Annotated in this window: 19 protein-coding genes; 13 read left to right on the top strand and 6 right to left on the bottom strand. The window is 68.3% G+C overall.

What is annotated here, in order from left to right:
• Positions 1-10: 10 nt before the first annotated feature.
• A complete protein-coding gene (locus ASD90_RS06190; protein WP_082588508.1) occupies positions 11-733 on the bottom strand; it encodes a DUF4245 domain-containing protein in 723 nt (240 codons plus the stop codon).
• Positions 734-829: 96 nt separating this feature from the next.
• Between ASD90_RS06190 and glpX the strand changes: the two genes are divergently transcribed.
• The 10 genes from glpX to ASD90_RS23380 all read left to right on the top strand — a co-directional run bounded on the left by glpX (position 830) and on the right by ASD90_RS23380 (position 12,871).
• Positions 830-1,822, top strand: coding sequence for a class II fructose-bisphosphatase (gene glpX / locus ASD90_RS06185; protein WP_056752912.1), 993 nt, complete (start codon positions 830-832; stop codon positions 1,820-1,822).
• Positions 1,823-1,833: 11 nt separating this feature from the next.
• Complete coding sequence (locus ASD90_RS06180) at positions 1,834-2,769, top strand: carbohydrate kinase (RefSeq protein ID WP_056752910.1); 936 nt, start codon at positions 1,834-1,836, stop codon at positions 2,767-2,769.
• 127 nt (positions 2,770-2,896) lie between these two features.
• A complete protein-coding gene (locus ASD90_RS06175) occupies positions 2,897-4,624 on the top strand; it encodes a substrate-binding domain-containing protein (RefSeq protein ID WP_056752908.1) in 1,728 nt (575 codons plus the stop codon).
• 243 nt (positions 4,625-4,867) lie between these two features.
• Positions 4,868-6,229, top strand: a complete 1,362-nt coding sequence (locus ASD90_RS06170) for an ABC transporter substrate-binding protein (RefSeq protein WP_056752904.1) — start codon at positions 4,868-4,870, stop codon at positions 6,227-6,229.
• Positions 6,226-7,386, top strand: a complete 1,161-nt coding sequence (locus ASD90_RS06165; RefSeq protein WP_369793570.1) for a carbohydrate ABC transporter permease — start codon at positions 6,226-6,228, stop codon at positions 7,384-7,386. Before ASD90_RS06170 ends, ASD90_RS06165 begins: the two co-directional genes overlap by 4 nt.
• Positions 7,383-8,246 (top strand): carbohydrate ABC transporter permease, encoded by an 864-nt coding sequence (locus tag ASD90_RS06160; protein WP_200958538.1) that lies wholly within the window; start codon positions 7,383-7,385, stop codon positions 8,244-8,246. Before ASD90_RS06165 ends, ASD90_RS06160 begins: the two co-directional genes overlap by 4 nt.
• A gap of 146 nt (positions 8,247-8,392) precedes the next feature.
• Positions 8,393-10,105, top strand: a complete 1,713-nt coding sequence (locus ASD90_RS06155) for a fumarate hydratase (RefSeq protein WP_056752897.1) — start codon at positions 8,393-8,395, stop codon at positions 10,103-10,105.
• 14 nt (positions 10,106-10,119) lie between these two features.
• Positions 10,120-10,638 carry a carbonic anhydrase gene (locus tag ASD90_RS06150; protein WP_056752895.1) on the top strand — a complete coding sequence of 173 codons (519 nt, stop codon included), beginning with the start codon at positions 10,120-10,122 and terminating at the stop codon, positions 10,636-10,638.
• A 563-nt stretch (positions 10,639-11,201) separates the two neighbouring features.
• Positions 11,202-12,182, top strand: coding sequence for a hypothetical protein (locus tag ASD90_RS23385; protein WP_157623017.1), 981 nt, complete (start codon positions 11,202-11,204; stop codon positions 12,180-12,182).
• Positions 12,179-12,871: a hypothetical protein gene (locus tag ASD90_RS23380; RefSeq protein WP_157623015.1), complete on the top strand. Its 693-nt coding sequence runs from the start codon at positions 12,179-12,181 to the stop codon at positions 12,869-12,871. The genes ASD90_RS23385 and ASD90_RS23380 overlap by 4 nt, the downstream gene beginning before the upstream one ends.
• Positions 12,872-13,323: 452 nt before the next feature.
• On the opposite strand, the gene ASD90_RS06145 is transcribed toward ASD90_RS23380, so the two are convergent.
• The 3 genes from ASD90_RS06145 to glmM form a co-directional block, all read right to left on the bottom strand.
• Positions 13,324-14,493, bottom strand: coding sequence for a low temperature requirement protein A (locus ASD90_RS06145; protein ID WP_200958537.1), 1,170 nt, complete (start codon positions 14,491-14,493; stop codon positions 13,324-13,326).
• A gap of 38 nt (positions 14,494-14,531) precedes the next feature.
• The gene (locus ASD90_RS06140; protein ID WP_056752892.1) at positions 14,532-16,580 is read right to left on the bottom strand and encodes a M3 family metallopeptidase; all 2,049 of its coding nucleotides are present in this window, start codon (positions 16,578-16,580) and stop codon (positions 14,532-14,534) included.
• A gap of 98 nt (positions 16,581-16,678) precedes the next feature.
• Positions 16,679-18,025, bottom strand: coding sequence for a phosphoglucosamine mutase (glmM, locus tag ASD90_RS06135; RefSeq protein ID WP_056752890.1), 1,347 nt, complete (start codon positions 18,023-18,025; stop codon positions 16,679-16,681).
• 281 nt (positions 18,026-18,306) lie between these two features.
• Between glmM and ASD90_RS06130 the strand changes: the two genes are divergently transcribed.
• A complete protein-coding gene (locus ASD90_RS06130; protein ID WP_056752888.1) occupies positions 18,307-19,455 on the top strand; it encodes a hypothetical protein in 1,149 nt (382 codons plus the stop codon).
• A 146-nt stretch (positions 19,456-19,601) separates the two neighbouring features.
• On the opposite strand, the gene rpsI is transcribed toward ASD90_RS06130, so the two are convergent.
• Together rpsI and rplM are read right to left on the bottom strand one after the other, a co-directional pair.
• Positions 19,602-20,105, bottom strand: coding sequence for a 30S ribosomal protein S9 (rpsI, locus tag ASD90_RS06125; protein ID WP_056752885.1), 504 nt, complete (start codon positions 20,103-20,105; stop codon positions 19,602-19,604).
• Positions 20,106-20,140: 35 nt separating this feature from the next.
• Positions 20,141-20,584 (bottom strand): 50S ribosomal protein L13, encoded by a 444-nt coding sequence (rplM, locus tag ASD90_RS06120; protein WP_020143191.1) that lies wholly within the window; start codon positions 20,582-20,584, stop codon positions 20,141-20,143.
• Positions 20,585-20,849: 265 nt separating this feature from the next.
• Between rplM and ASD90_RS06115 the strand changes: the two genes are divergently transcribed.
• Entirely contained in the window at positions 20,850-21,491 is a 642-nt protein-coding gene (locus tag ASD90_RS06115; protein ID WP_056752883.1) for a helix-turn-helix domain-containing protein, read from the top strand.
• The gene (locus tag ASD90_RS06110) at positions 21,488-22,807 is read left to right on the top strand and encodes an MFS transporter (protein WP_056752880.1); all 1,320 of its coding nucleotides are present in this window, start codon (positions 21,488-21,490) and stop codon (positions 22,805-22,807) included. The genes ASD90_RS06115 and ASD90_RS06110 overlap by 4 nt, the downstream gene beginning before the upstream one ends.
• The last annotated feature ends 116 nt before the right edge of the window (positions 22,808-22,923 follow it).

The raw sequence follows: 22,923 nt of genomic DNA, 5'->3' as shown, positions 1-22,923 counted from the left end.
GAGACGGTCGTCAGCCGGTCGTGGTCGAGGGAGTCGGCGTGACGCCCGCGGCCGGGGTCACGCGCGCCAGGGCCGCGACGAACGCCTTGAGCTCGTCCTCCGGTGCCGTGCCGCTCGCCACGAGGGTCAGCCCCCGCGCGCCCTCACCCCGGACGACGTAGGCGACCTGGCCCGCATCGCTCGCGACGAACCTCTCGAAGGCACGGCCCGACACCGTCACGGTCCCGGCTGCCTCCCCGTCGTCCACCGAGCGGGCGACCCAGCCCTGCGTCGCACCCACGGCCTGCTTGAGGGCGATGTCGGCCCCGCTCGGGGTCGTCCACACCGTCGTGAAGGTGGGCACCTTCTCCGTCCCGGGCGCGTACGTCGCCACGGTCGGCACCCAGCCCTCGCCGAGGCCCTGGGGCAGCTGGACCGGCCAGGCCGTCTGCGCCGCGACCTGGCTCGCCTTGCCCGCCGCGTCGACGGCCGGCCGCTGCACCTGGGTGATGCGCGGGACGACGGCGACGAGCGCGAGCACGAACAGGCCGATGACGAACATCGAGCGGAACATGTTGGGAAAGGTGCCCAGCGAGTAGCGGCTCGGTGGGGCCGCCTGCACGGGGGACTCGGTCGCCTCGGGCTGCTCGGTCGCCTCCGTCGTCTCGGGCTGCTCGGTCGCCTCGGGCTGCTCGGTGGCCGGCGCAGGGGTGCTCTCTGCCGAGGGTGTCGACGGCGTCGACGGGGTGCTCATGACCCCATGCTCCCCGACTCCCGGACGCGGTCCAAACCCGGGTACGGCCACCGATAGGCTGGCGCCGACTCGTTCTGCGCCGACGGAGGACCTTTGATGAAGCACAGCCAGCCGGATCGCAACCTCGCTCTCGAGCTGGTCCGGGTGACCGAGGCAGCGGCCATGGCCGGAGGCCGGTGGGTCGGTCGCGGCGAGAAGAACAAGGCCGACGGTGCCGCGGTCGAGGCGATGCGGGCCATGATCTCGACGGTCAGCATGCGCGGCGTCGTCGTCATCGGCGAGGGCGAGAAGGACAACGCCCCGATGCTCTTCAACGGCGAGCAGGTCGGTGACGGCACCGGTCCCGAGGTCGACGTCGCCGTCGACCCGATCGACGGCACGACGCTGACGGCCAAGGGTATGAACAACGCCGTCGCCGTCATGGCCGTCGCCAACCGGGGGGCGATGTACGACCCCTCCGCGGTGTTCTACATGGACAAGCTCGCGACCGGCCCCGACGCGGCCGACGTCGTCGACATCCGCCTCCCCGTCGCCGAGAACATCCGGCGCATCGCCAAGGCCAAGAGGGAGACGCCGGCCGACGTCACGGTGGTCATGCTCGACCGGCCGCGGCACGAGCACCTCGCCGAGCAGATCCGCGACACCGGCGCCCGTATCCGCTACATCGTCGACGGCGACGTCGCCGGAGCGGTCATGGCCGCCCGCCCGGGCACCGGTGTCGACCTGCTTCTCGGCATCGGCGGCACGCCCGAGGGCATCATCGCCGCGTGCGCCATCAAGTGCACCGGCGGCGTCATCCAGGGCAAGCTCTGGCCCAAGGACGACGACGAGCGCCAGAAGGCCCTCGACGCGGGCCACGACCTCGACCGCGTCCTGTCCACCGACGACCTCGTCGTCGGCGAGTGCTTCTTCGTCGCGACGGGCATCACCGACGGTGAGCTGCTCCGCGGCGTGCGCTACGGCGCGAAGTCGGCCCGCACCAACTCCCTCGTCATGCGCTCGCGCAGCGGCACCATCCGCACGATCGACAGCGAGCACCGCTTCGACCGTCCGGGCTGGTTCGGCAGCACCGACATGATCGACGAGTGAGGGGCGCCACGATGTCCGACACCACGCCCGTCCGCACCCTCGTCGTCGGCGAGGCCCTCGTCGACGCGGTCACGACCCCAGGCGGTGACACCGACGAGCACGTGGGTGGCAGCCCCGCCAACGTCGCCTTCGGCCTCGCCGCGCTCGAGCACCCCGTCGACCTCGCGACGTGGATCGCGACCGACGAGCGCGGCCGCCGCATCGAGGAGGTGTGCCGTGGGCGCGGGGTCGCCCTGACGGCGGGCTCGCAGGGCGCACCCTTCACCTCCGTCGCGCATGCCACGCTCGACGCCACCGGTGCCGCGAGCTACGTCTTCGACCTCGAGTGGCAGGTGGCCTCGGTCCCCGGCCTCACGGCATACGGCCACGTCCACACCGGCAGCATCGCCGCCGTGCTCGAGCCCGGCAGCGGCCAGGTGCGCGAGATCCTCGCCGCCGCCCGCGAGCTGGGTGCCACCGTGTCCTACGACCCGAACGCGCGACCGTCGCTCATGGGTCGACCCGAGCAGGCCCGGCGCACGATCGAGAGCTCCATCGCGCTGTCCGACGTCGTCAAGGTCAGCGACGAGGACATCGAGTGGCTCTGCCCCGGCGAGTCGGTCGACGACGTCATCCGCGCGTGGGGCGAGCTGGGCGCCGCGCTCGTCGTCGTCACCCATGGGGACCAGGGTGCGGTCGTTCGCGTCACGCGCACCGGGGAGCAGCAGTCACTCCCGGCGCCCTCCGTCACGGTCGTCGACACGGTCGGTGCCGGGGACTCCTTCATGGCCGGGCTCGTGTCCGGGCTGTTGGACGCCGGGCTGCTCGGCGGTCCGTCGGCGCGGACCCGCCTCCACTCGGCCTCCCTCGCCGAGGTCGTGCCCGCCGTGGAACGCGCGCTGCGCACCGGGGCGCTCACGGTCGAGCGCGCCGGAGCCCATGCTCCGGCGCGAAACGACCTGGCCTGAGAACAAATCGGGCATTCGACAAGAGCCCAAGGAGTCGGGCACCATTCTGCGCGACTCGCCGGATAGTTTTGGCCGGTGTTTCACCCTGACGCCCCGGTGCCGGGGCGTCCTCATGTGAGGAAACCTCGTGTCCAACCCCACCCCTCCACAACGCCCTGTCGGCCCGTACGAGCAGAGTCTCATCGAGAGCCGCGCCAACCGTAAGGCCCTCGAGGCCCGGATCGCCGCGGCTCGGCGCAACCGAGTCATTGCGGCCGTGCTGGGCGTCGTGCTGATCGCCGGTGCCGGTGCCGGCGGCTTCGTCTGGTGGAAGGGTCGGGAGGCGGCGCCCGTAGCCGCCCTCACGGTGGCCCCGGGCAAGTCCTGCCCCGACCGCACGCCCGTCTCGGTCTGGGCGTCCGAGGCGGCCCAGCCCGCGGTGCTCGCGCTCGCCAAGGAGTACCAGGCCGACCCGGCGTCCCCGTGCGTCGACTACGTCGTCAAGGGCAAGGCGCCCATCGAGGCGATGATCGGTCTGGGGCAGGGGCAGCCGGACCGGCCCGACGCCTGGATCCCCGACTCGCCGCGCTGGGTCGAGCGCGTCAACGAGACCGCCAAGCTCAACGCCAAGCCGGCCGGCGCCTTCGCGAAGAGCCCGCTCGTCATCGCCATGGACCCCGCCCAGGCCGCCAAGCTCGACGGCCAGCCGAAGTGGCTCGAGCTCGTCGCGTCCGACAGCCCGATCCGGATGAGCGACCCCCGATCGACGACCGCCGGCATGCTGACGCTGGCGTCGGCCCTGCCCGAGCTGTCCAAGGAGCAGGGACGCGTCGTCATCCCCAAGCTCGCCAAGGTCGCGGCACCATCGATCGACGACCTCTTCGGCGACTACAACGCCGACCCGACGACCGCAGCGGCGTTCCCCGTGTCCGAGGCGGACCTCATCGACCACAACCGCCTCTACCCCGACCACAAGATGGTGTCGGTGACGCCGAGCGAGGGCACGCCGGCGTTCGAGTTCTCCCTCGTCAACGTCGCGACGGACCCGGTCCGTGACCAGGCCGTCGAGCTGCTCCGCGCCTACCTCATGACGCCGACAGCGGCCAAGATCTTCGCGCAGTACGGCATCCGCTCGACCGCCGTCCCTGTCACCATGCCGACCCCGCAGGGCAGCGTCGGCGAGGTCAAGATCGGTCCGGGCCCCGACGCCGAGACCGTGACCGCGGCCACCAACGTGTGGCAGTCGGCCACCACCGACTTCTCGATCCTGTCCGTCTTCGACGTCTCCGGATCGATGAAGGAGAAGGTCGGCGACACGACCCGCGTCGCCATCACGCAGGAGGCGGCCGGCATCGCCCTGGCGGCCCTGCCGAAGACGACGAAGCTCGGGCTGTGGGTCTTCTCCATCGACAAGGGCGGCCCTGGCCAGGACTGGCGCGAGCTCGCCCCCATCGGACGGCTCGACGACGACTCCCACCGGGCCGTCGTCGCGACGGCCGCGAGCACCCTCGCCAAGAACGTCGGCGGCGGCACCGGCCTCTACGACACCATCTGGGCGGCCTACCAGAAGGTGAAGTCGCAGTACGACCCGAACCGGGTCAACGCCGTCGTCATCCTCACCGACGGCCGCAACGAGGACCCGAAGGGCATCTCGCTCGAGCAGCTCAAGGCCAACCTCACGGCGGCGAGCGACCCGTCCAAGCCGATCGCGATCACGACCATCGGCATCGGGCCCGACGTCGACCCGAAGGCCCTGTCGCAGATCTCGAGGATGACCTACTCCGACTTCTACGCCGCGCCCTCCCCGGCCGACATGACGACGGTGCTCGCGCGGGCCCTCTTCGACCACGAGTGCAAGAACGGTCGCTGCGTCTGACCGTACGGTCCAGACGGCGTCGTCGCCACACCTTTCACAGCAGAAACACGCACGACCCCCGGTCCGCCGGGGGTCGTCGTTGTTTCGGGGCCGTCCCAAGACGGCGTTTCGCGGGTAGGTCACGGGCAGGTCACCCCCACTAGACCCCGCCTGCGGCGACGCGGTAGGAATGAGGTGTTCCACGTGACCATGGTCACGTTGATCGGTGGGGATCGACGCACAACTCAACGACGAGGAGCGACCATGAGCGGTATCCCAAGACGTGCACTGAGGGCTGGCGGGGTGGTCGCAGCCGCTGCACTCGTGCTGACCGGCTGCCTGCAGAACCCCAACGCCACCGGTGGTTCCGGCGGCGCCGGAGGTACCGGTGGCGGGTTCGCCGACGGCGGATCGGCCGACGGCGACAAGGTCGTGACGATCCTGGGCGCGTTCGGCGGCGACGAGGAGAAGAACTTCAACGCCTCGCTCGCCGAGTTCGAGAAGGCCAGCGGCATCGACATCAAGTACACCTCCGACCAGGACTTCACGACGACGATCAAGCAGAAGGTCAGCTCCGGCGACTCACCCGACATCGGTCTCTTCCCGCAGCCCGGCGGCATGCTCGAGTTCGCAGCCCAGGGCAAGGTGCAGCCGATCGACACCTACCTCGACTACGACAAGCTGCAGGGCACCCTGCTCCCCGGCTTCCTCGACGCGGGCCGCTACAAGGGCCGTGTCTACGGCGCCCCGATGCGCAACGCGGTGAAGAGCATCGTGTGGTACCCCAAGGCCGCCTATGAAAAGGGCGGCTACAACCAGTCGCCAGACACGATCCAGCAGCTGCGCGCCGACGTCGCCGACAAGATCGCCGCCACCGGCATCACCCCCTGGTGCATCGGCTGGGAGTCCGACCAGGCCACCGGCTGGGTCGGCACCGACTGGGTGGAGGAGCTCATGTTGCGGATGTGGGGTCCGGATGTCTACGACGACTGGACCTCGCACCGCATGCCGTTCAACGACCCGAGGGTCGTCAAGGCCCTCGACGAGGCGGCCAAGTTCAACAAGGACCCGCAGATGGTCCTCGGTGGCACCAAGGGCGTGCTCAACACCGCCTTCGGCGACGCCATGACCCCGGCGTTCGCCAACCCGCCGAAGTGCATGCTGCACCGCCAGGGGAACTTCGCCACGACGTTCTACCCCAAGAACGTCCAGGCCGACCTCGACAACCAGGTGGGCATCTACGTCTTCCCGAAGTTCTCGGGCGGCTACGACGGTGCGGCGATTCTGGGCGGCGGTGACCTCGCATCGCTGTTCAACGGCAACGACCCGGACGCCCAGAAGGTCATGGCGTTCCTCACCTCCGACAAGTTCGGCGGCCCGTGGGCCAAGGCCGGCGGCTGGCTCTCGCCGCACAAGACCTTCGACCTCAGCAACTACCCCAACGAGACGACGAAGAAGATCGCTCTCATCGCCAACAAGGCGAGCGTGCTGCGCTTCGACGGCTCGGACCTGATGCCCAAGTCCATCGGCTCGGACGTCTTCTGGAAGGAAATGGTCAAGTGGGAGAACGGTCAGTCCTCGCAGCAGACGGCTGACAACATCGAAGCGGCTTGGCCGAAGTCATGACCGCCGACACCAGCGCGGCAGCGCCGCGACAGCGAATGCGCACCGGGGACGACCCTGACGCACACCTGCGGACCAACCCGCTGAAGCTCGTGATCGGCCTCGTGGGGATGCTCGCGATCGTCTGGGGCCTGGCAAACCTCTTCCTCGCCTTCGCCTACTACCCGCAGTGGTTCGGGAGCAACAAGTTCATCATCGGCGTCCTCGCCATCATCGGCGGTGTCGGTGGTGCAGCGCTGCTCTTCTACTTCCTCAACATGTTCGTCGAGGGGCTGCCGCGGCGGCTGTCCGAGGGCGCGATCCCCTACGCCTTCGTCCTGCCGGGTCTGTTCTTCGTCGCACTGATGCTCATCTACCCGACGTTCCAGACGATCAACTACTCCTTCGCGAACGCCGACAGCACGGCGTACGTCGGGCTGCAGAACTACAAGACGATCTTCGGCAGCAGCGAGTTCTGGCAGTCCGTCGTCAACAACGTCCTGTGGCTGCTCGTCGTACCGGCGGTCGTCGTCGGGTTCGGCGTCATCGTCGCCGTCCTCGCCGACAAGTTGTCCGCCTCGGGCGAGAAGGTCGCCAAGAGCATGATCTTCCTGCCGATGGCCATCTCGGCCGTCGGTGCGTCAGCCATATGGCTGCTCATCTACGCCTACAACAACCCGGGCCAGGCCCAGACGGGTCTGCTCAACGCCATCTGGGTGGGACTCGGCGGTCAGCCGCAGACCTGGCTCGCGATCTCCACGGCGAAGCTCAACTCGATCCTGCTCATGGTGATCCTCATCTGGCTGCAGGTCGGTTTCGCCATGGTGCTGCTCAGCTCCGCCATCAAGGGCGTGCCCGAGGACACCATCGAGGCCGCCCGCATCGACGGTGCGAGCGAGCTGCAGATCTTCTGGCGCGTCATCATCCCGCAGATCAAGGGCACGATCATCACGGTCTTCGTGACGGTCTTCATCATGGTGCTCAAGATCTTCGACATCGTCTACGTCACGACCAACGGCGCCTACGACACCAATGTCATCGCCAACCTCTTCTTCAACAAGCTGTTCGCGCAGAGCGAAGCGGGGCAGGCTACTGCCATCGTCGTCGTCCTGCTCCTCGCGGTGACACCGCTCATCTGGTACCAGATCAAGCACTTCCGCGACGAGGAGGCAAACCGATGAGCCGCTCACTCATGAAGGACGGGCGGCCCCGCAGCCCGTTCTCGATGGTCACCATGGCGATCCTGGCGCTGCTGTGGACGATCCCGACGCTGGGTCTGCTCGTCACCTCGTTCCGCTCGCGCGACGACGCCGCGACCTCCGGCTGGTGGACGGCCCTGCTCAACCCGTTCGGCTCCGACTGGACGACGAGCAACTACGCGGGCGCATGGACCGGGGCCGACCTCAGCTCGGGCTTCATCAACAGCATCGTCGTGGCGATCCCGGCCACGGTCATCCCGATCATGTTCGCGGCCTTCGCCGCCTACGCCTTCACCTTCATGGACTTCCGGTTCAAGGAGCTCATCTTCCTGCTCATCATCGCCGTCATGGTCGTCCCCATCCAGGTGGCGTTCCAGCCGATGCTCAACATCCTGGGCCCGCGCGGCCTCGGCATCAGCGGCGAGTACATCTCGGTGTGGCTGCTGCACACGGGTTTCGGCATGCCCTTGTGCATCTACACCCTGCGCAACTACATGAGCACGCTGCCGCGCAGTGTGGTCGAGTCGGCCAAGATCGACGGGTGCAGCCACTTCCAGACCTTCTGGAGGCTCGTCGCGCCGATGTCCATCCCGGCCATCGCGGCGTTCGCCACGCTCCAGTTCCTCTGGGTCTGGAACGACCTGCTCATCGCCAAGCTCTTCCTCAAGAGCGAGAACACCACCGTCATCGTCAAGCTGCAGCAGCTGCTCGGCACGCAGGGTCAGGGCGCGGAGCTGCTGACGGCCGGCGCGTTCATCTCGATCATCGTCCCGATGATCGTCTTCATCACGCTCCAGCGGTTCATGATCCGCGGCATGACCTCCGGCGCGGTCAAGGGCTGAGGCACCCGCCTCGGCGCCCCGCACCGACCTGCTCGCCAGTCCCCTCCCGGCCGTCACTAGGCTGGGAGGGGACTGTCGTATGCCGTGGGGCTCGGCGGCATACGCCCGAACAGCTCGAGCCCACCTGTGATCGCAAGGAGCGTTTCGTGGCCGACTTCGCCTACGAGGACCTGTTGCCGATCGGCGCCGACGAGACGCCTTACCGGCTGCTGACGACCGAGGGCGTGCGCGCCGTCGACGGGCCGGGAGGGCGCACGTTCCTCGAGGTCGACCCGGAGGCCCTGCGCCTGCTCACCGAGACGGCCATGCACGACATCGCGCACTACCTGCGCCCGGCGCACCTCCAGCAGCTGCGCACCATCCTCGACGACGAGGAGGCGAGCAACAACGACAAGTTCGTCGCGCTCGACCTGCTCAAGAACGCCAACATCGCGGCCGGCGGCGTCCTGCCGATGTGCCAGGACACTGGCACGGCGATCGTCATGGGCAAGCGCGGCCAGCACGTACTGACCGCGGGCACGGACGAGCAGGCGATCAGCGAGGGCGTCTACGACGCGTACACCCGCCTCAACCTGCGCTACTCGCAGATGGCGCCGATCACGACGTGGGAGGAGAAGAACACCGGCTCCAACCTGCCCGCCCAGGTCGAGCTCTACGCCGACACGCTGCCGGGCCACGCGGCGCAGTACAAGTTCCTCTTCATGGCCAAGGGCGGCGGCTCGGCCAACAAGAGCTATCTCTACCAGGAGACGAAGGCGATCCTCAACGAGGACGCGATGATGCGCTTCCTCGACGAGAAGCTCCGCTCGCTCGGCACGGCGGCGTGCCCGCCCTACCACCTCGCCATCGTCATCGGGGGCACGAGCGCCGAGTTCGCCCTGAAGACAGCGAAGTACGCCTCGGCCAAGTACCTCGACACCCTCCCGACGTCGGGCTCGATGACGGGGCACGGCTTCCGCGACACCGAGCTCGAGGAGAGGGTGCTCGAGCTGACCCGGCAGTTCGGCATCGGCGCCCAGTTCGGCGGCAAGTACTTCTGCCACGACGTCCGGGTCGTGCGCCTCCCCCGTCACGGCGCCTCACTGCCGGTCGCGATCGCCGTCTCGTGCTCGGCCGACCGCCAGGTGCTCGGCAAGATCACCGCCGACGGGGTCTTCATCGAGCAGCTCGAGACCGACCCGGCGCGCTTCCTGCCCGACGCGGGCGCCGTCGACCTCGGCGAGCACGAGGACGAGGCCGTGGGCGTCAGCTCGACCAGCCGCAACGTCGTCGTCAAGGTCGACCTGACCCAGCCGATGGACGAGATCCTCGCCGAGCTGAGCCGGCACCCGGTCAAGACCCGGCTCTCGCTCAGCGGCCCGCTCGTCGTGGCCCGCGACATCGCGCACGCCAAGATCAAGGAGCGCCTCGACGCCGGTGAGGAGATGCCGCAGTACCTCAAGGACCACCCGGTCTACTACGCCGGCCCCGCCAAGACGCCCGAGGGAATGCCGTCCGGCTCGTTCGGGCCGACCACCGCGGGCCGCATGGACTCCTACGTCGACCAGTTCCAGGCGGCCGGCGGGTCGAAGGTCATGCTCGCCAAGGGCAACCGGAGCAAGCAGGTCACCGACGCGTGCGACGCACACGGCGGCTTCTACCTCGGCTCGATCGGCGGTCCGGCCGCGCGGCTGGCGCAGGACTGCATCAAGCACGTGGAGGTGCTCGAGTACGAAGAGCTCGGCATGGAGGCGGTCTGGAAGATCGACGTCGAGGACTTCCCGGCCTTCATCGTCGTCGACGACAAGGGCAACGACTTCTTCGCCGAGGTGAGCAAGCCGATGGCCTTCACCATCTCCAAGAGACCGGGCCTCCAGTGACCGAAGGGAATGCGATGAGCGAGACCGCTTCTGCTGACAAGGGATTCGATGACCTGCTCGCCGCCAACCGCGAGTACGCTGAGCATTTCGATATGGCCGGCTTCGATGGCATCGCGCGCGCGGGCGTCGCGATCGTCACATGTATGGATTCGCGTATCGCTCCACTCCAGATGGTCGGGCTCAAGCCGGGGGATGCCAAAATCTTTCGTAACCCCGGAGGAAGGATTGGGACGGACGCACTCGAGGCGCTCATTCTGGCCACGCACCTCTTGGGAGTAGATCGTGTCGTGATTATCCCGCACACGCGTTGTGCGATGGCACTGAACACGGAGCCTGAACTTCAAGAGCTGGTCGCCAGCAAGTCTGGACATAACGCCGCTTGGCAAGAATTTCACACTATCGACGACCAGCAAGCGGCGCTTCGCGAGGATGTCGAGAAGGTCCGAACTCATCCCCTCATCGCATCCGGTACGCGCGTGGGCGGCTTCATGTATGACGTCGACACGGGACTTCTACACCCAGCCAGCCAATAATGTCGTGAACACCATTTGCTTCCGTCAACGCGGCGCCCCGAGTAGGACAATCGAGCGCTGTGCGACCGGCGGCGAGACCGAAACCAAGCCCTGGCCCCGTGCGGAGGCGGGTCGCCTTCCCCCGACCATCGTGGCACTTCACATGCGAAGTCCACCCTCACATGCGACGCCCCTTTCACGCCGATTCCCTCCGCACTAGGGCACGACGCATCATTTCCCGCTCATCGTCCAACTAGGCGGATCGACCCAATACAGTGGGATTCACACATCAGGCAACCCCACAGGCAGGCGTCCATGGAACATACTTTCGATCGCCCGAACAATGCTGACATTTCGCCCAAACCAATAGCATCTCCATGAGCACGGAAACGCAGCCTCTAACGGAACCTACTCCGACGCCAGCGTCATCTGACATCACGGGACCCAGCCCGGAGGAACATAGGGCCTTTCTGCAGCGAGGAGAGACGCGACTTTCGACTCTTCACCGCGTTGCGGGGAGCTTCATCAGTGGCGCAGGCCTCCTCACCCTGCTTCCGGTTCTCATCAACAATGTCTTTAGTGGCATGATCGCTGCGCTCCTATTTCGCAAGGCGACCGATTTGCCGCCACCAGCAAGCTTGGAGCGATGGCTCACGCTAGTGCCTGTTCTGGCATCCATGGGCCTTCCCCTAGTGGCCCTGTACCTACTCATCAGGGACTTGACGCAATTCTACTACACGCCCAGATCATTTGAAACGAACTCGAGCAATGCCGCATACCCCAGATTCATCTTGTCAGCCCTTCGAGTTCCAGGATCCGGCCCGAGACAGAGCCAGCCCATGAAGGATGCACGGGGTGAATCATACGTCAGCAACCTCATCGTTCCAGGGACCGCGTTCATGAGAGAGCGTCTGTTGCGCGAGGCAAAGACCGTTGGGGCATTGACTCACGTAGATATTCGCGGGAATCAGGGACAGTTAGTTAGGGAACTACGAGATTATCTATTCAAGGCAACGAGTGGTGATTTCAAATCGCTTGAGCAAGAGTCCGCCAAGATGGAGGCGTCGATCGTGCGTCACCAGCGCAAGATGCTTACCTTGGTCCTCCGATACTCCAAGGCCTTTCTTCTCACGATCGCCACAACTGTAGTGACTATTGTCTCTGCAGGCGTCCTGTCCCTGCTTAACGACTCCCCTACAGCTTCGGCACCCATTTCTGGCGTTAGGCCAGACTATGTATGGCTAACGATGCTAACAGCATATGCCTTATGGTGTTGCGTAGCAATCGTCATTGTACGACGACCCGTGGACTGGGTATTCGCAGAAGTAGAAAACTCGAAAAAGAGAGAGACGCCCCCATCGCTCAAGTCTTTCGAGCGAGCCACTCTTGTCACTACCGTCATATCGTCGATTGCCGTGGCGTGGTCATTGCTAGCCTTTGCCGCCGAGACGTCGTCAGTTACCAACCGCGTCTGGGCCATCTGCGCTTGCATCATATCCACTGGCCTCGTGCTCCTGTCTGCAGTGCGCATTCTTCTCATCGAGTCCAAGGAGCGCTCGGGATGACCGAACACGATGGAATAGCGCGGGAACTGGAGGAGTTTGACGCAAGGATCGCGGACCTGGACCGCCAGTTGGATCGTCTGCAAGCCAGGTACGAGAGCGCGGGAGCAGAAGTCGGCTCTCTTGCGCAGAACGACGTCGCGATCATTGCCTCGGCGCGGGTCGAGGCAGAGCGACTCCTGTCGGTCATCCGGGGTACGTCACTCTTTGGAAGGTATAGCGCGGATGCAGACGAACAAAGGCGGATGGCTAACAGGTGGCGGGCGTTTGCCACGGCGGTCATCGGCATCCTTGGGATCACTTACATATACTTAATTGCGGTAAATCGGGTGGCGGATTTGCCAAGCGGCAGCCTCATGGCCGCATCCATTCCGGCTCTCGCGCTATTCTTCTACTTCTCCTTGGAATCCTTCAACCATCGGCGAAGAGAGGCGGACCGGCGTCGGATCGCCCTGCGAATGGCTGCTGTAGAGGCGTACATGGAGCAACGGCTCGGCGACCCATCCACTCGCGCCCAAGCCATGAGCCTTATGGATGAATTCATTCGTCAACACTTTATCAAGCCTGAACTCGACCCTAATGAAATATCATACCTCGGCCCAGGCCCAAAGTTCAGCCTCGTTAGCATAGTTCGACGCGACAGACAATCACCAGGTTCGACAGCTTCGACCGTTGGTCCACCGGCTGAATAGGGAGATGGCTGCTATGCATCAGTCTTGACTGGGAGGTGCTTGCACGGCTTCTGGGAAACTCCGAGGCTCATTTGTTGGCCGATTCGATTTGGGAGAGATCGAGGTGCCTTTGTGAGTCTGGGATCAACAATGGGTGAGGACTGTTACGGCGGATCAGCCATCCTGATCGAGTGCAAGCCGAGTGATCAGGCTTCCCGCCCCTCCCGTGGCCCTGAACCACGGTCCTTCTCTTGCAGGATCGCCCAAGATGAAATGCCATGGGTGGTGCCTTCCATGCCCCGGACGCTGTGCGGCGTTGTGGTAAGGCGATTGACGACCCTCGCTACTCACCCATTGGCGCTGCAGCTCGCATGTACCCAAGCACAACTTAAGATCACCCGGTCATCTCGCTCAGCAACGCGGCCCCGAAGTCTTTCGTTACGTTGGCTGGATGGACAGCGAGCAGTCCACGCTCAGTCGGGTGGGCGGGTGGCCCAGACATGGTGCGCGACCGCGACGGCGAGCACACAACCGGTGACCAGCACCGTGACGCCGATGGGCGGGGCCACTGCGGCGACGGCCAGGACGACCAGCCCGACGGCCACACCGACGCGGGTCTCGGCGACCGGCGCACCCGCCATGGCGTGCATGGCGGTCAGGCACCACACGTAGACCGCCACGGCGCCGGTGAGCGCGAGCCCGATGATGCGCGCCGTCGTGTGCGCCTCGCTCTGCACGAGGTCGACGGCGGCCGCGAGGGCGGCGCCCGTGGCGGCCACCGAGGCGAAGACGAGGTAGTGCCCGTAGCCGGTGACGAACGTGCTCCGGATGCTGCCCTCGAACAGGGTCGCGTGCTCGCGCTTGAAGTAGAGCCACCACATGGAGAAGACCATGAGCAGCCCGCCGACGACGATGGCGAGCAGGCCGGCCTCGGCGCCCTGCTGCAGGGCCCCCTGGACCGCCTGCACCGAAGCGAGGATGACCTCGCCCAGCACGATGATGGTCAGCAGCGCGTAGCGCTCGGCGATGTGGTGGGGGTGGAACGGGGTGATGCCGTTCCGCTCGGCCACGATGGGCACGAGCAGCTCCAGGACGACGAGGGCGAAGAACGACACGAGGAGTGCCGTGTGGCCCTCGAGCAGGAGCCGGGCGATCCACAGCACCTGCACGATCGAGATGCCCGCGGCATACGTCAGCGCGGTGCGCCGGCCCTCCGGATGGCCGCCCGCCGCCCGCAGCCACATGGCCACCATCGCGAAGCGCATCATCGCGTAACCGCCGACGACGAGGCCTGACTGGCCGGTGGCGAAGAGGTCGGGGATCCCCGCGGCGAGCATCAGGGAGCCGGCCATGATCGTGAAGGTCAGCAGTCGGTAGGCCACGTCGTCGCAGTCGTAGGACGACGCGAACCACGTGTAGTTCATCCACGCCCACCAGATGGCGAAGAAGACCATGACGAAGTTGACGAGGGCGCCCAGGTGGCCCTCGGCCAGGCCGTGGTGCCACTGCGCGGCGGCGCTCGCGATGGCCACGACGAAGACGAGGTCGAAGAAGAGCTCGAGCGGGGTCGCGACGCGGTGCGCCTCGTGGGGGTCACGGGGCTGCATGCGCCGTGACAGGGGCACGACGTTGACGTGGCTCACGAGCCGAGTCTGCCAGCAGCCGGTCAGCGGGTCGCCCCTCAGCCGAGGCCGCGCCGCTCGAGCAGGTGACGGATGTCGGCCTCGGCGCCCCGGAACTCGCGGTAGGACTCGAGCGGGTCGGCCGCCCCGCCGATCCCCACGACGTGGCGTCGGTAGCGGTCGCCGTTGGCGCGGGTCAGGCCGCCGTTGTCGCGGAACCACGCCACCGTGTCGGCGTCGAGGACCTCGCTCCAGATGTATGCGTAGTACTGCGCGTCGTAGGCGTACGAGAAGGTGTGCGCGAAGTAGGTCGACCGATAGCGTGGCGGGACAAGGGGATTCGCGAGTCCGACGGCCGTCAGGGCGTCCGCCTCGAACGTCTGGACGTCCGTGACCGCCTCGGCCTCCTCGACACCCAGCGCGTGCCAGGCCTGGTCGAGCAGTGCCGCCGCGAGGTACTCACCCGTGCCGAACCCCTCTCCGAACGACTGCGCGGCGACGAGCCGGTCGACGAGCTCCGGGGGCAGGGGCTCGCCCGTCTCGTGGTGCACCGCGTAGTTCGCGAGGACCTCCGGCCAGAGCATCCACATCTCGTTCACCTGGCTCGGGTACTCGACGAAGTCCCGGAAGACGCGCGTCCCGGCGAAGTGCGGGTAGGTGACCCGGGCCAGCAGGCCGTGGATCGCGTGCCCGAACTCGTGGAAGAAGGTGCGCGTCTCGTCGTAGGTCAGCAGCGTCGGCTCGCCCGGGCCGGGCTTGGGCACGTTGAGGTTGTTGCACACGACGGCGCTCGTCTGGCCGAGCAGGGTGCTCTGGTGGACGAGGCTGTTCATCCACGCCCCGCCCTTCTTCGTGTCGCGGGTGTGGAGGTCGAGCAGGTAGAGCCCGAAGGGCGTCCCGTCGGCGTCGTGCACCTCGAAGACGCGGACGTCGGGGTGGTAGCCCTCGAGGTCGCCGCGCTCGTGGAAGGTCAGGCCGTAGAGCAGCTCGGCCGCGTGGAAGATGCCGTCCCGGAGCACCCGCTCCGCCTCGAAGTAGGGTCGCATCGCCGCGAGGTCCACGGCATACCTCGACGCACGCACCCGCCCGGCCCAGAAGGCCCAGTCGTGTGCCTCGACGGGGTGGCCGGCCTCCTCCTCGAGGAGCGCCCGCTCGGCCTCGATGTTGCGCGCTGCGGCCGGGGCGAGGCGTCCGAGGAGGTCCATGACGCGTTCGGGGGTGCGCGCCGTGGAGTCGGCGAGCGCCGCGGCGGCATGCGTGTCGTAGCCGAGCAGCCGGGCCCGCTCGGCCCGGAGCCGCACGGTCTGGAGCACGAGGTCCTTGGTGTCGTGGTCGTTGTCGCGGTTGCCCCGGGCGCCCTGCGCCTCGTGCAGGCGCCTGCGCAGGTCCCGGTCGGTCAGGGAGGCCAGGTGGGGGTGTCCCGTCGGCAGGACGAGCGTGACGAGCCACGCGCCCTCGTGGCCGTGCTCGGCCGCCGCAGCGGCGGCCGCCGAGATCTCTCCGGCGGTCAGGCCGTCGAGCTGCGCCACGTCGTCGACGAGGACGGCGAGGTCGTTGGTGTCGGCGAGGAGACGCTTCTCGAACTGCGTCCCGAGGCCGGCGAGCCGGCCGTTGAGCTCACGCAGGCGCTCCTTCGCGCTCTCGTCGAGCCCGGCTCCGGCGACGGTCATCTCGGTGAGGTGTCGCTCGACGAGACGTCGCGACTCCGGGTCGAGGGCGGCCATCGCCACGTCGTCGTCGTGGACGGCCCGGATCCTCGCGTAGAGGCGCGGGTCGAGCCGCACCGCGTCGCTGTGCGCCGTGAGCCGGGGTGCGTAGTCCTCCTCGATCGCCTGCATCGCGTCGGTGGCGAGCGCGCTCGACGTGCCGAAGAAGGCGAGGCGCGCACGCGAGAGCAGCTGCCCCGAGCGCTCGAGCGCCACGAGGGTGTTCTCGAACGTCGGCGGCTCGGGGTCGGTGGCGATCGCCTCGACCTCGGCGAGGTGCGCGGCCATCCCGAGGTCGAACGCCTCCCGGTAGTGCTCGTCGCGGATCAGCGCGAAGGGCGGCAGCGCGTGGGGCAGCGGGCTCGGCTCGAGGAGGGGGTTGGCGGGTGCGTCAGCGGGCATGCACGCACCCTACGCAGCGAACCACCGAACACGCCGACAGGGCGGCACGGCGCGGTTGCGGTGGAGCCCGACGGACGGGCGTATGCCGTCCGGCCGGCTCAGAGCGCCAGCTCGGCCCGGACGACCCCGACGAGCCGGTCGGCGAGGGTGCGGGCCTGGTCGCCGTCGGCGGCCTCGACCATGACGCGCACGACCGGCTCGGTGCCGGACTTGCGCAGCAGGACCCGCCCGCTCTCGCCGAGCTCCCCCTCGGCGGCGCGCACGGCGTCGGCGACGGCGGCGTTGGCCTCGAGAGCGGACTTGTCGACGTCCTTGACGTTGACGAGCACCTGCGGGAAGTGGGTCATGATGCCGGCGAGGTCGGCGAGGGTGCGGCCCGTGGCGGCGACCCGGGAGGCGAGCATCAGCCCGGTGAGGGTGCCGTCGCCCGTCGTGCCGTGGTCGAGCATGACGACGTGGCCGGACTGCTCGCCGCCGAGGGCGTAGCCGCCGGACTTCATGCCCTCGAGGACGTAGCGGTCACCGACCGCGGTCTGCAGGACCTTGATGCCGGCGCCGCCGAGGGCCTGGATCATGCCGAGGTTGGACATGACCGTCGCGACGAGCGTGTCGCCGCGCAGCACACCCTGCTCCTTCATCGCGAGCGCGAGGATCGCCATGATCTGGTCGCCGTCGACCTCGTGCCCGGCCGCGTCGACAGCGAGACAGCGGTCGGCGTCACCGTCGAGCGCGATCCCGAAGTCGGCACCGGACGCGACGACGGTCTCCTTGAGGTGCTCGAGGTGCGTCGAGCCGTAGCCGTCGTTGATGTTGAGCCCGTCAGGCTCCCCACCGATGACGGTGACCGTGGCCCCCGCCTCGCGGAACGCCCGGGGAGCCACCTCCGACGCGGCGCCGTGCGCGGTGTCGATGACGACGTGCAGGCCCTCGAGGCGGTGCGGCAGCACGGAGAGCAGGTGGGCGACATAGCGGTCGGCGCCGTCGACGAGAGGCATGATGCGGCCGACGTCGCCGCCGGTGGGGCGCTGCCACTCGTCCCGCAGGCGAGCCTCGATGCGGTCCTCGAGGTCGTCGGCGAGCTTGTGCCCGCCCCGGGCGAAGAACTTGATGCCGTTGTCGGGCATGGGGTTGTGCGACGCCGAGAGCATGGCACCGAGGTCGGCGTCCTGCTCGGCCACGAGGTAGGCGATCGCCGGGGTCGGCAGCACGCCTGCGTCCCGCACGTCGATGCCGGCCGAGGCGAGGCCGGCCACCGTGGCGGCGGCGAGGAACTCGCCCGAGGCGCGCGGGTCGCGCCCGACGACCGCGACGGGGCGGTGCCCGTTGAAGGCGCCCACCTCACCGAGGACGTGCGCCGCGGCGACGGAGAGGTCGAGCGCGAGCTCGGCGGTGATGTCCTTGTTCGCCACACCACGGACGCCGTCCGTGCCGAAGAGTCGAGCCACGCTTGTGTGCCTTCCGGGTGGGTCCGGCCCTGGGCCGGGTGATGTGCTCGCACGACGATACCGCCCCGGCGCCGAACGGCCATCCGGCCGGACCGAAATGGGGTGAACCGGGACACTCCCGCCAGACGATGCCGCGAAAGTGGCAGGGAACTGGCAGGTCGCACCCATCCACTTCCCAGACGCGCGCCGCGACGATGTGCCCACCCCCGGGAGCCGCCACCGACCGGCCTTCCGGATCCGTCCCAGAGAGGAACTCGATGAGCACTCGACGTTCACGGCGCGTGGCTGCAGCCACCGCCACGGCCGCCACGGTCCTGAGCCTGGCGACCGCGCTCGGCGCGTCCGCCGCCACCCCCGACGCGGCGCCGTCCGCGCCCGCACCTGCAGCGTCGGCGGGTGGGGTGACCAACCCGTACTCACCGGCCTACGGCCACCCCTACCGTCACGGCGCGGTGCCGACCCGCGAGCTCAACACCCAGATGCACCGCTGGGAGGCCCAGACCAAGGGCGCCAGGCCGACCCAGTCGAAGACCCTCTCCTACGGCGGCGGCGTCGACGGGATCGGCGTCACGAGCGGCGGCGCCGAGAAGGTCTACCTCGTCTTCTACGGCAGCCAGTGGGGCACCCAGGGGACCGACGCCGGTGGCAACCTCACCTTCACCGGAGATCCCAAGGCGGGCGCTCCCGTGGTCCAGAAGCTCTTCAAGGGCCTGGGCACGGGGGGCGAGGCCTGGTCAGGTGTCATGACGCAGTACTGCGACGGACCGCTCGTGGCCAAGGGCGCGACGTCCTGTCCCGCGGGCGCGGCCCACGTGCTGTACCCGACCGGTGGAGCGCTCGCAGGAGTCTGGTACGACCCGTCGGTCGCCGCGCCGGCGAACGCCACGGCCAAGCAGCTCGGCGACGAAGCCGTCCGCGCGGCAGCGCACTTCGGCAACACGACCGCGGCGAGCAACCGCGACGCGCAGTACGTCGTCCTGTCCCCCACCGGCACGCACCCGGACGGCTTCAACACCTCGTCCGGCCAGTTCTGCGCCTGGCACGACTACAACGGCGATCCCTACGTCGGGTCCGCCAGCCCCTACGGTGACATCGCCTTCACCAACATGCCCTACGTCATGGACATGGGCACGAGCTGCGGCCAGAACTTCGTCAACGCCGGCGCGGCCGGCACCGACGACGGCTACTCGATGGTCGAGGGCCACGAGTACGCCGAGACCATCACCGACCAGAACCCGGCCGGCGGCTGGACCAACACGACGTCGCGCACCTACTCCGGCCAGGAGAACGCCGACGAGTGCGCGTGGATCTCGCCCGGCAGCGCGGGCGGCGCCGGCAACGTCTCGACGACCTCCGGCAGCTTCGCGATGCAGGCGACGTGGTCCAACGACACCAACCGGTGCGACCTCAGCCACGTGACGGTGGGCTGACGCGTCACCGACCCGGCCCGACGGCATACGCCATCGGGGACGACGAAGGCCCCCGAGCAGTGCTCGGGGGCCTTCGTGTGCCCGGCTGGGTCAGCAGACTCGGCGCGACTGGAGCCAAGCGGTGATGCTCGGCGCCAGCCGAAGCATCAGCGCTTGGAGTACTGGGGCGCCTTGCGGGCCTTCTTGAGACCGGCCTTCTTGCGCTCCGGGACGCGGGGGTCACGGGTGAGGAAGCCGGCCTTCTTGAGAGCGGGACGGTTCAGCTCCTCGTCGACGCCGTTGAGCGAGCGGGCGACGCCGAGGCGCACCGCGCCGGCCTGGCCGGAGGGGCCACCGCCGTGCACGCGGACGAGCACGTCGTAGGAGCCGTCGAGCTCGAGCAGCGTCAGGGGCTCCTTGACGATCTGCTGGTGCACCTTGTTGGGGAAGTACGCGTCGAGCGTGCGGCCGTTGATCTTCCACTCGCCGGTGCCCGGGACGATCCGGACGCGGGCGATGGCCTGCTTGCGACGGCCGGTCGCAGCGCCGGGGGTCGAGACCTGGCGGGCGCGCTTCGGCTCGCCGGCAACGGTGCCGTCGGACTCCGAGGTGTACTCGGTCAGCTCGGGCTCGTCGGTGTCGAGGACTTCCTCGTTCACGATGTCAGTCACGTGTCTTGTCGCTTTCTACGCAGCAGCCGGAGGGCTTACTGCGCAACCTGGGTGATCTCGAAGGGGACGGGCTGCTGGGCCGCGTGCGGGTGCTCGGCACCGCGGTAGACCTTGAGCTTGGAGAGCTGCTGGCGGGCCAGCGAGTTCTTCGGGAGCATGCCGCGGATGGCCTTCTCGACGGCCTTCTCGGGGCTCTTGGCGAGCAGCTCGGTGTAGGAGGTCGACCGCAGACCGCCCGGGAAGCCCGAGTGGCGGTAGGCCTTCTTCTGCTCGAGCTTGGCACCGGTGAGGGCGACCTTGTCGGCGTTGATGATGATGACGAAGTCACCGGTGTCGACGTGCGGCGCGAACTGCGGCTTGTGCTTGCCCCGCAGCAGGACAGCGGCCTGGCTCGCGAGACGGCCGAGCACGACGTCGGTCGCGTCGATGACGTGCCACGTGCGAGTGACCTCGCCGGGCTTCGGGGTGTACGTGCGCAATGGAGTCTGCCTTCGCTTCTGAAAATGGTGGAGCAGTGAATGCCGCTGGGCTCGGTCCGCGTCGCCCACCCCGTCCACGTGGTGGGGATGGTGGGTTCGCCTGACGGCCCGGTGCACAACTTGATCCATGTTACGGGGTCGGGTCCTCGTGCCCAAATCAGGTGCATCGCGGCCGAAAACAAGGCCTGACCTGCACCGATGCCGTTCAGAACCCATCGTGCAGAGATCTTGTGCACATGAAGTGTGCACAGGTATTATGCACACTATGGCTGCACAGGACCGCGCGACGCCCCCCACTCCGGCAACGACCGGGCCCTCCGACGACGAGAACGTCTGGCTCACCCCAGAGAGCGTGCGCGTGCTCGCCCACCCGCTGCGCTCGCGCCTGCTCGGCGCCCTGCGCCGGCACGGCCCGTCCACCGCGACCGACCTCGCCACCCTCCTCGGCACCAACTCCGGCGCCACGAGCTACCACCTGCGCAAGCTCGAGTCGGTCGGCCTCGTCCACGACACCGAGGAGGGCGAGGGCAAGCGTCGCCTCTGGCGCGCGAGCTCGGAGTACCACTCGTGGCACCCGAGCGACTTCGAGGGCGACGAGGACTCCGAGACCGCCCTCAACTGGCTGACCCGCGACTACGCGCGCCACTTCAGCGAGCAGTACGACAAGTGGCTCGACGTCTCGACGACGTGGCCCAGCGCCTGGCAGGACGCGTGCGGGTCGAGCGACGCCGCGGTCCTCGTCACCGCCGAGTCGCTCGAGGCGATGCGCGAGGAGATGTGGGACCTCATCGAGCGCTACCGCCGCGTCGGGCAGGGCAACCCGCAGGCCCGACGCATCGCGGTCTACGCCTTCGCCTACCCCCTCGACCTCGACCGTCCGCCCACCACCCCGGAGTCGTCACGATGAGCACCCCACGCGCGTATGCCGTCCTCTCCCCCACCGCCGCACGCCGGGTCTTCCTCACGCTGACCTTCACCCGCTGGTTCCCGGTCGGCCTCGTGGTCGGCCTGCTCACGCTGTGGCAGCTCGAGCGCGGGCTCACCGTCGCCCAGGCGATGACGATCTCGTCCGCAGCCGGGCTGACGATCTTCGCCCTGGAGCTGCCGACGAGCGGGTTCGCCGACGCCTTCGGACGGCGGCCCGTCTTCGTCGTCTCCGCCGCCGTCAACGTCCTCGCGAGCGGCATCCTGCTCGTCGCGCACTCGTTCTGGGCCTTCTTCGTCGCCGCCGTGCTGACGGGCATCTTCCGAGCGCTCGACTCCGGTCCGCTCGAGGCGTGGTTCGTCGACACGGTCCACGCGACGACGCCGGGCGCCGACGTCGACGGCGCCCTTGCGGCGCAGGGCACGGTGCTGGGCGTCGGCATCGCGGCCGGGGCCCTGATCTCGGGCGGCCTCGTCTGGTGGCACCCGATCAGCGGAGCCTCTGCGCTGATGCTCCCCGTCGCCGTCTTCGTGACGCTCAACGTCGTGCACCTCGTCGCCGTCCTCGTCCTGCTGCGCGAGCCCCGCTCCGCCGAGCACCTCGACACCTCCGGTGCCCGTCGCGCCCTGGCGTCCGCCAAGGAGTCGCCCGCCGTCGTCCGTGAGGGACTGGGCATGCTGCGCCACAACGCGGTGCTCCGTGGCATCGTCACCGTCGAGCTCTTCTGGTCGGTCGCGATGATCGTCTTCGAGACCTTCCAGCCGATCCGCCTCGCCGAGCTCGTCGGCGGCGAGGAGCGCGCCGGCGCCATCATGGGTCCCGTCGCGGCAGCGGGCTGGGCCGTCTTCGCCGTCGGCGCAGCCCTCGGCGGGTGGACGAGCCGGCGCATCGGCGTGGCCCGCACCGCCATCCTCGCCCGCATCCTCAACGGCCTCGGTGCCGTCGTCATGGGACTCGTGGCCGGCCCCGCCGCACTCATCGCGGCCTACGGCGTGACCTACCTGCTGCACGGCTCGGCCGGCCCGATGCACTCGGCCCTGCTCCACCGTGAGGCCAAGGCGCGCAACCGCGCCACGGTGCTGTCGATGAACTCCATGGTCGCCTCGGTCGCGTTCGGCATCGCTGCGCCACTGCTCGGCCTGCTCGCCGAGCGCACGTCGACCCAGGTCGCCATGGTCTCGGCGGGCGCGTTCAGCATCCTCGGCGCCTGGTTCTACCGGCACGCCCTCCGCGCCGAGAAGGCCCGTGCCGCCTCCTCTGCGGCACCCGCCGGTCACCACCCCGCCACCGTCGAGTGAGCGCCCCCGCACCAGTCGAGTGAGCGCCCAACCACAGTCGACTGACTAGGCGGTCACACCAGTCCCACGATCGTGGGACGGGCGCTCCTCGAGTGGGGCCGGGCGCTCACTCGCCG

The sequence above is a fragment of the Terrabacter sp. Root181 genome, from assembly GCF_001428505.1.
Taxonomy (GTDB): domain Bacteria; phylum Actinomycetota; class Actinomycetes; order Actinomycetales; family Dermatophilaceae; genus Terrabacter.
This window is presented reverse-complemented; position numbering and strand designations above follow the sequence as displayed.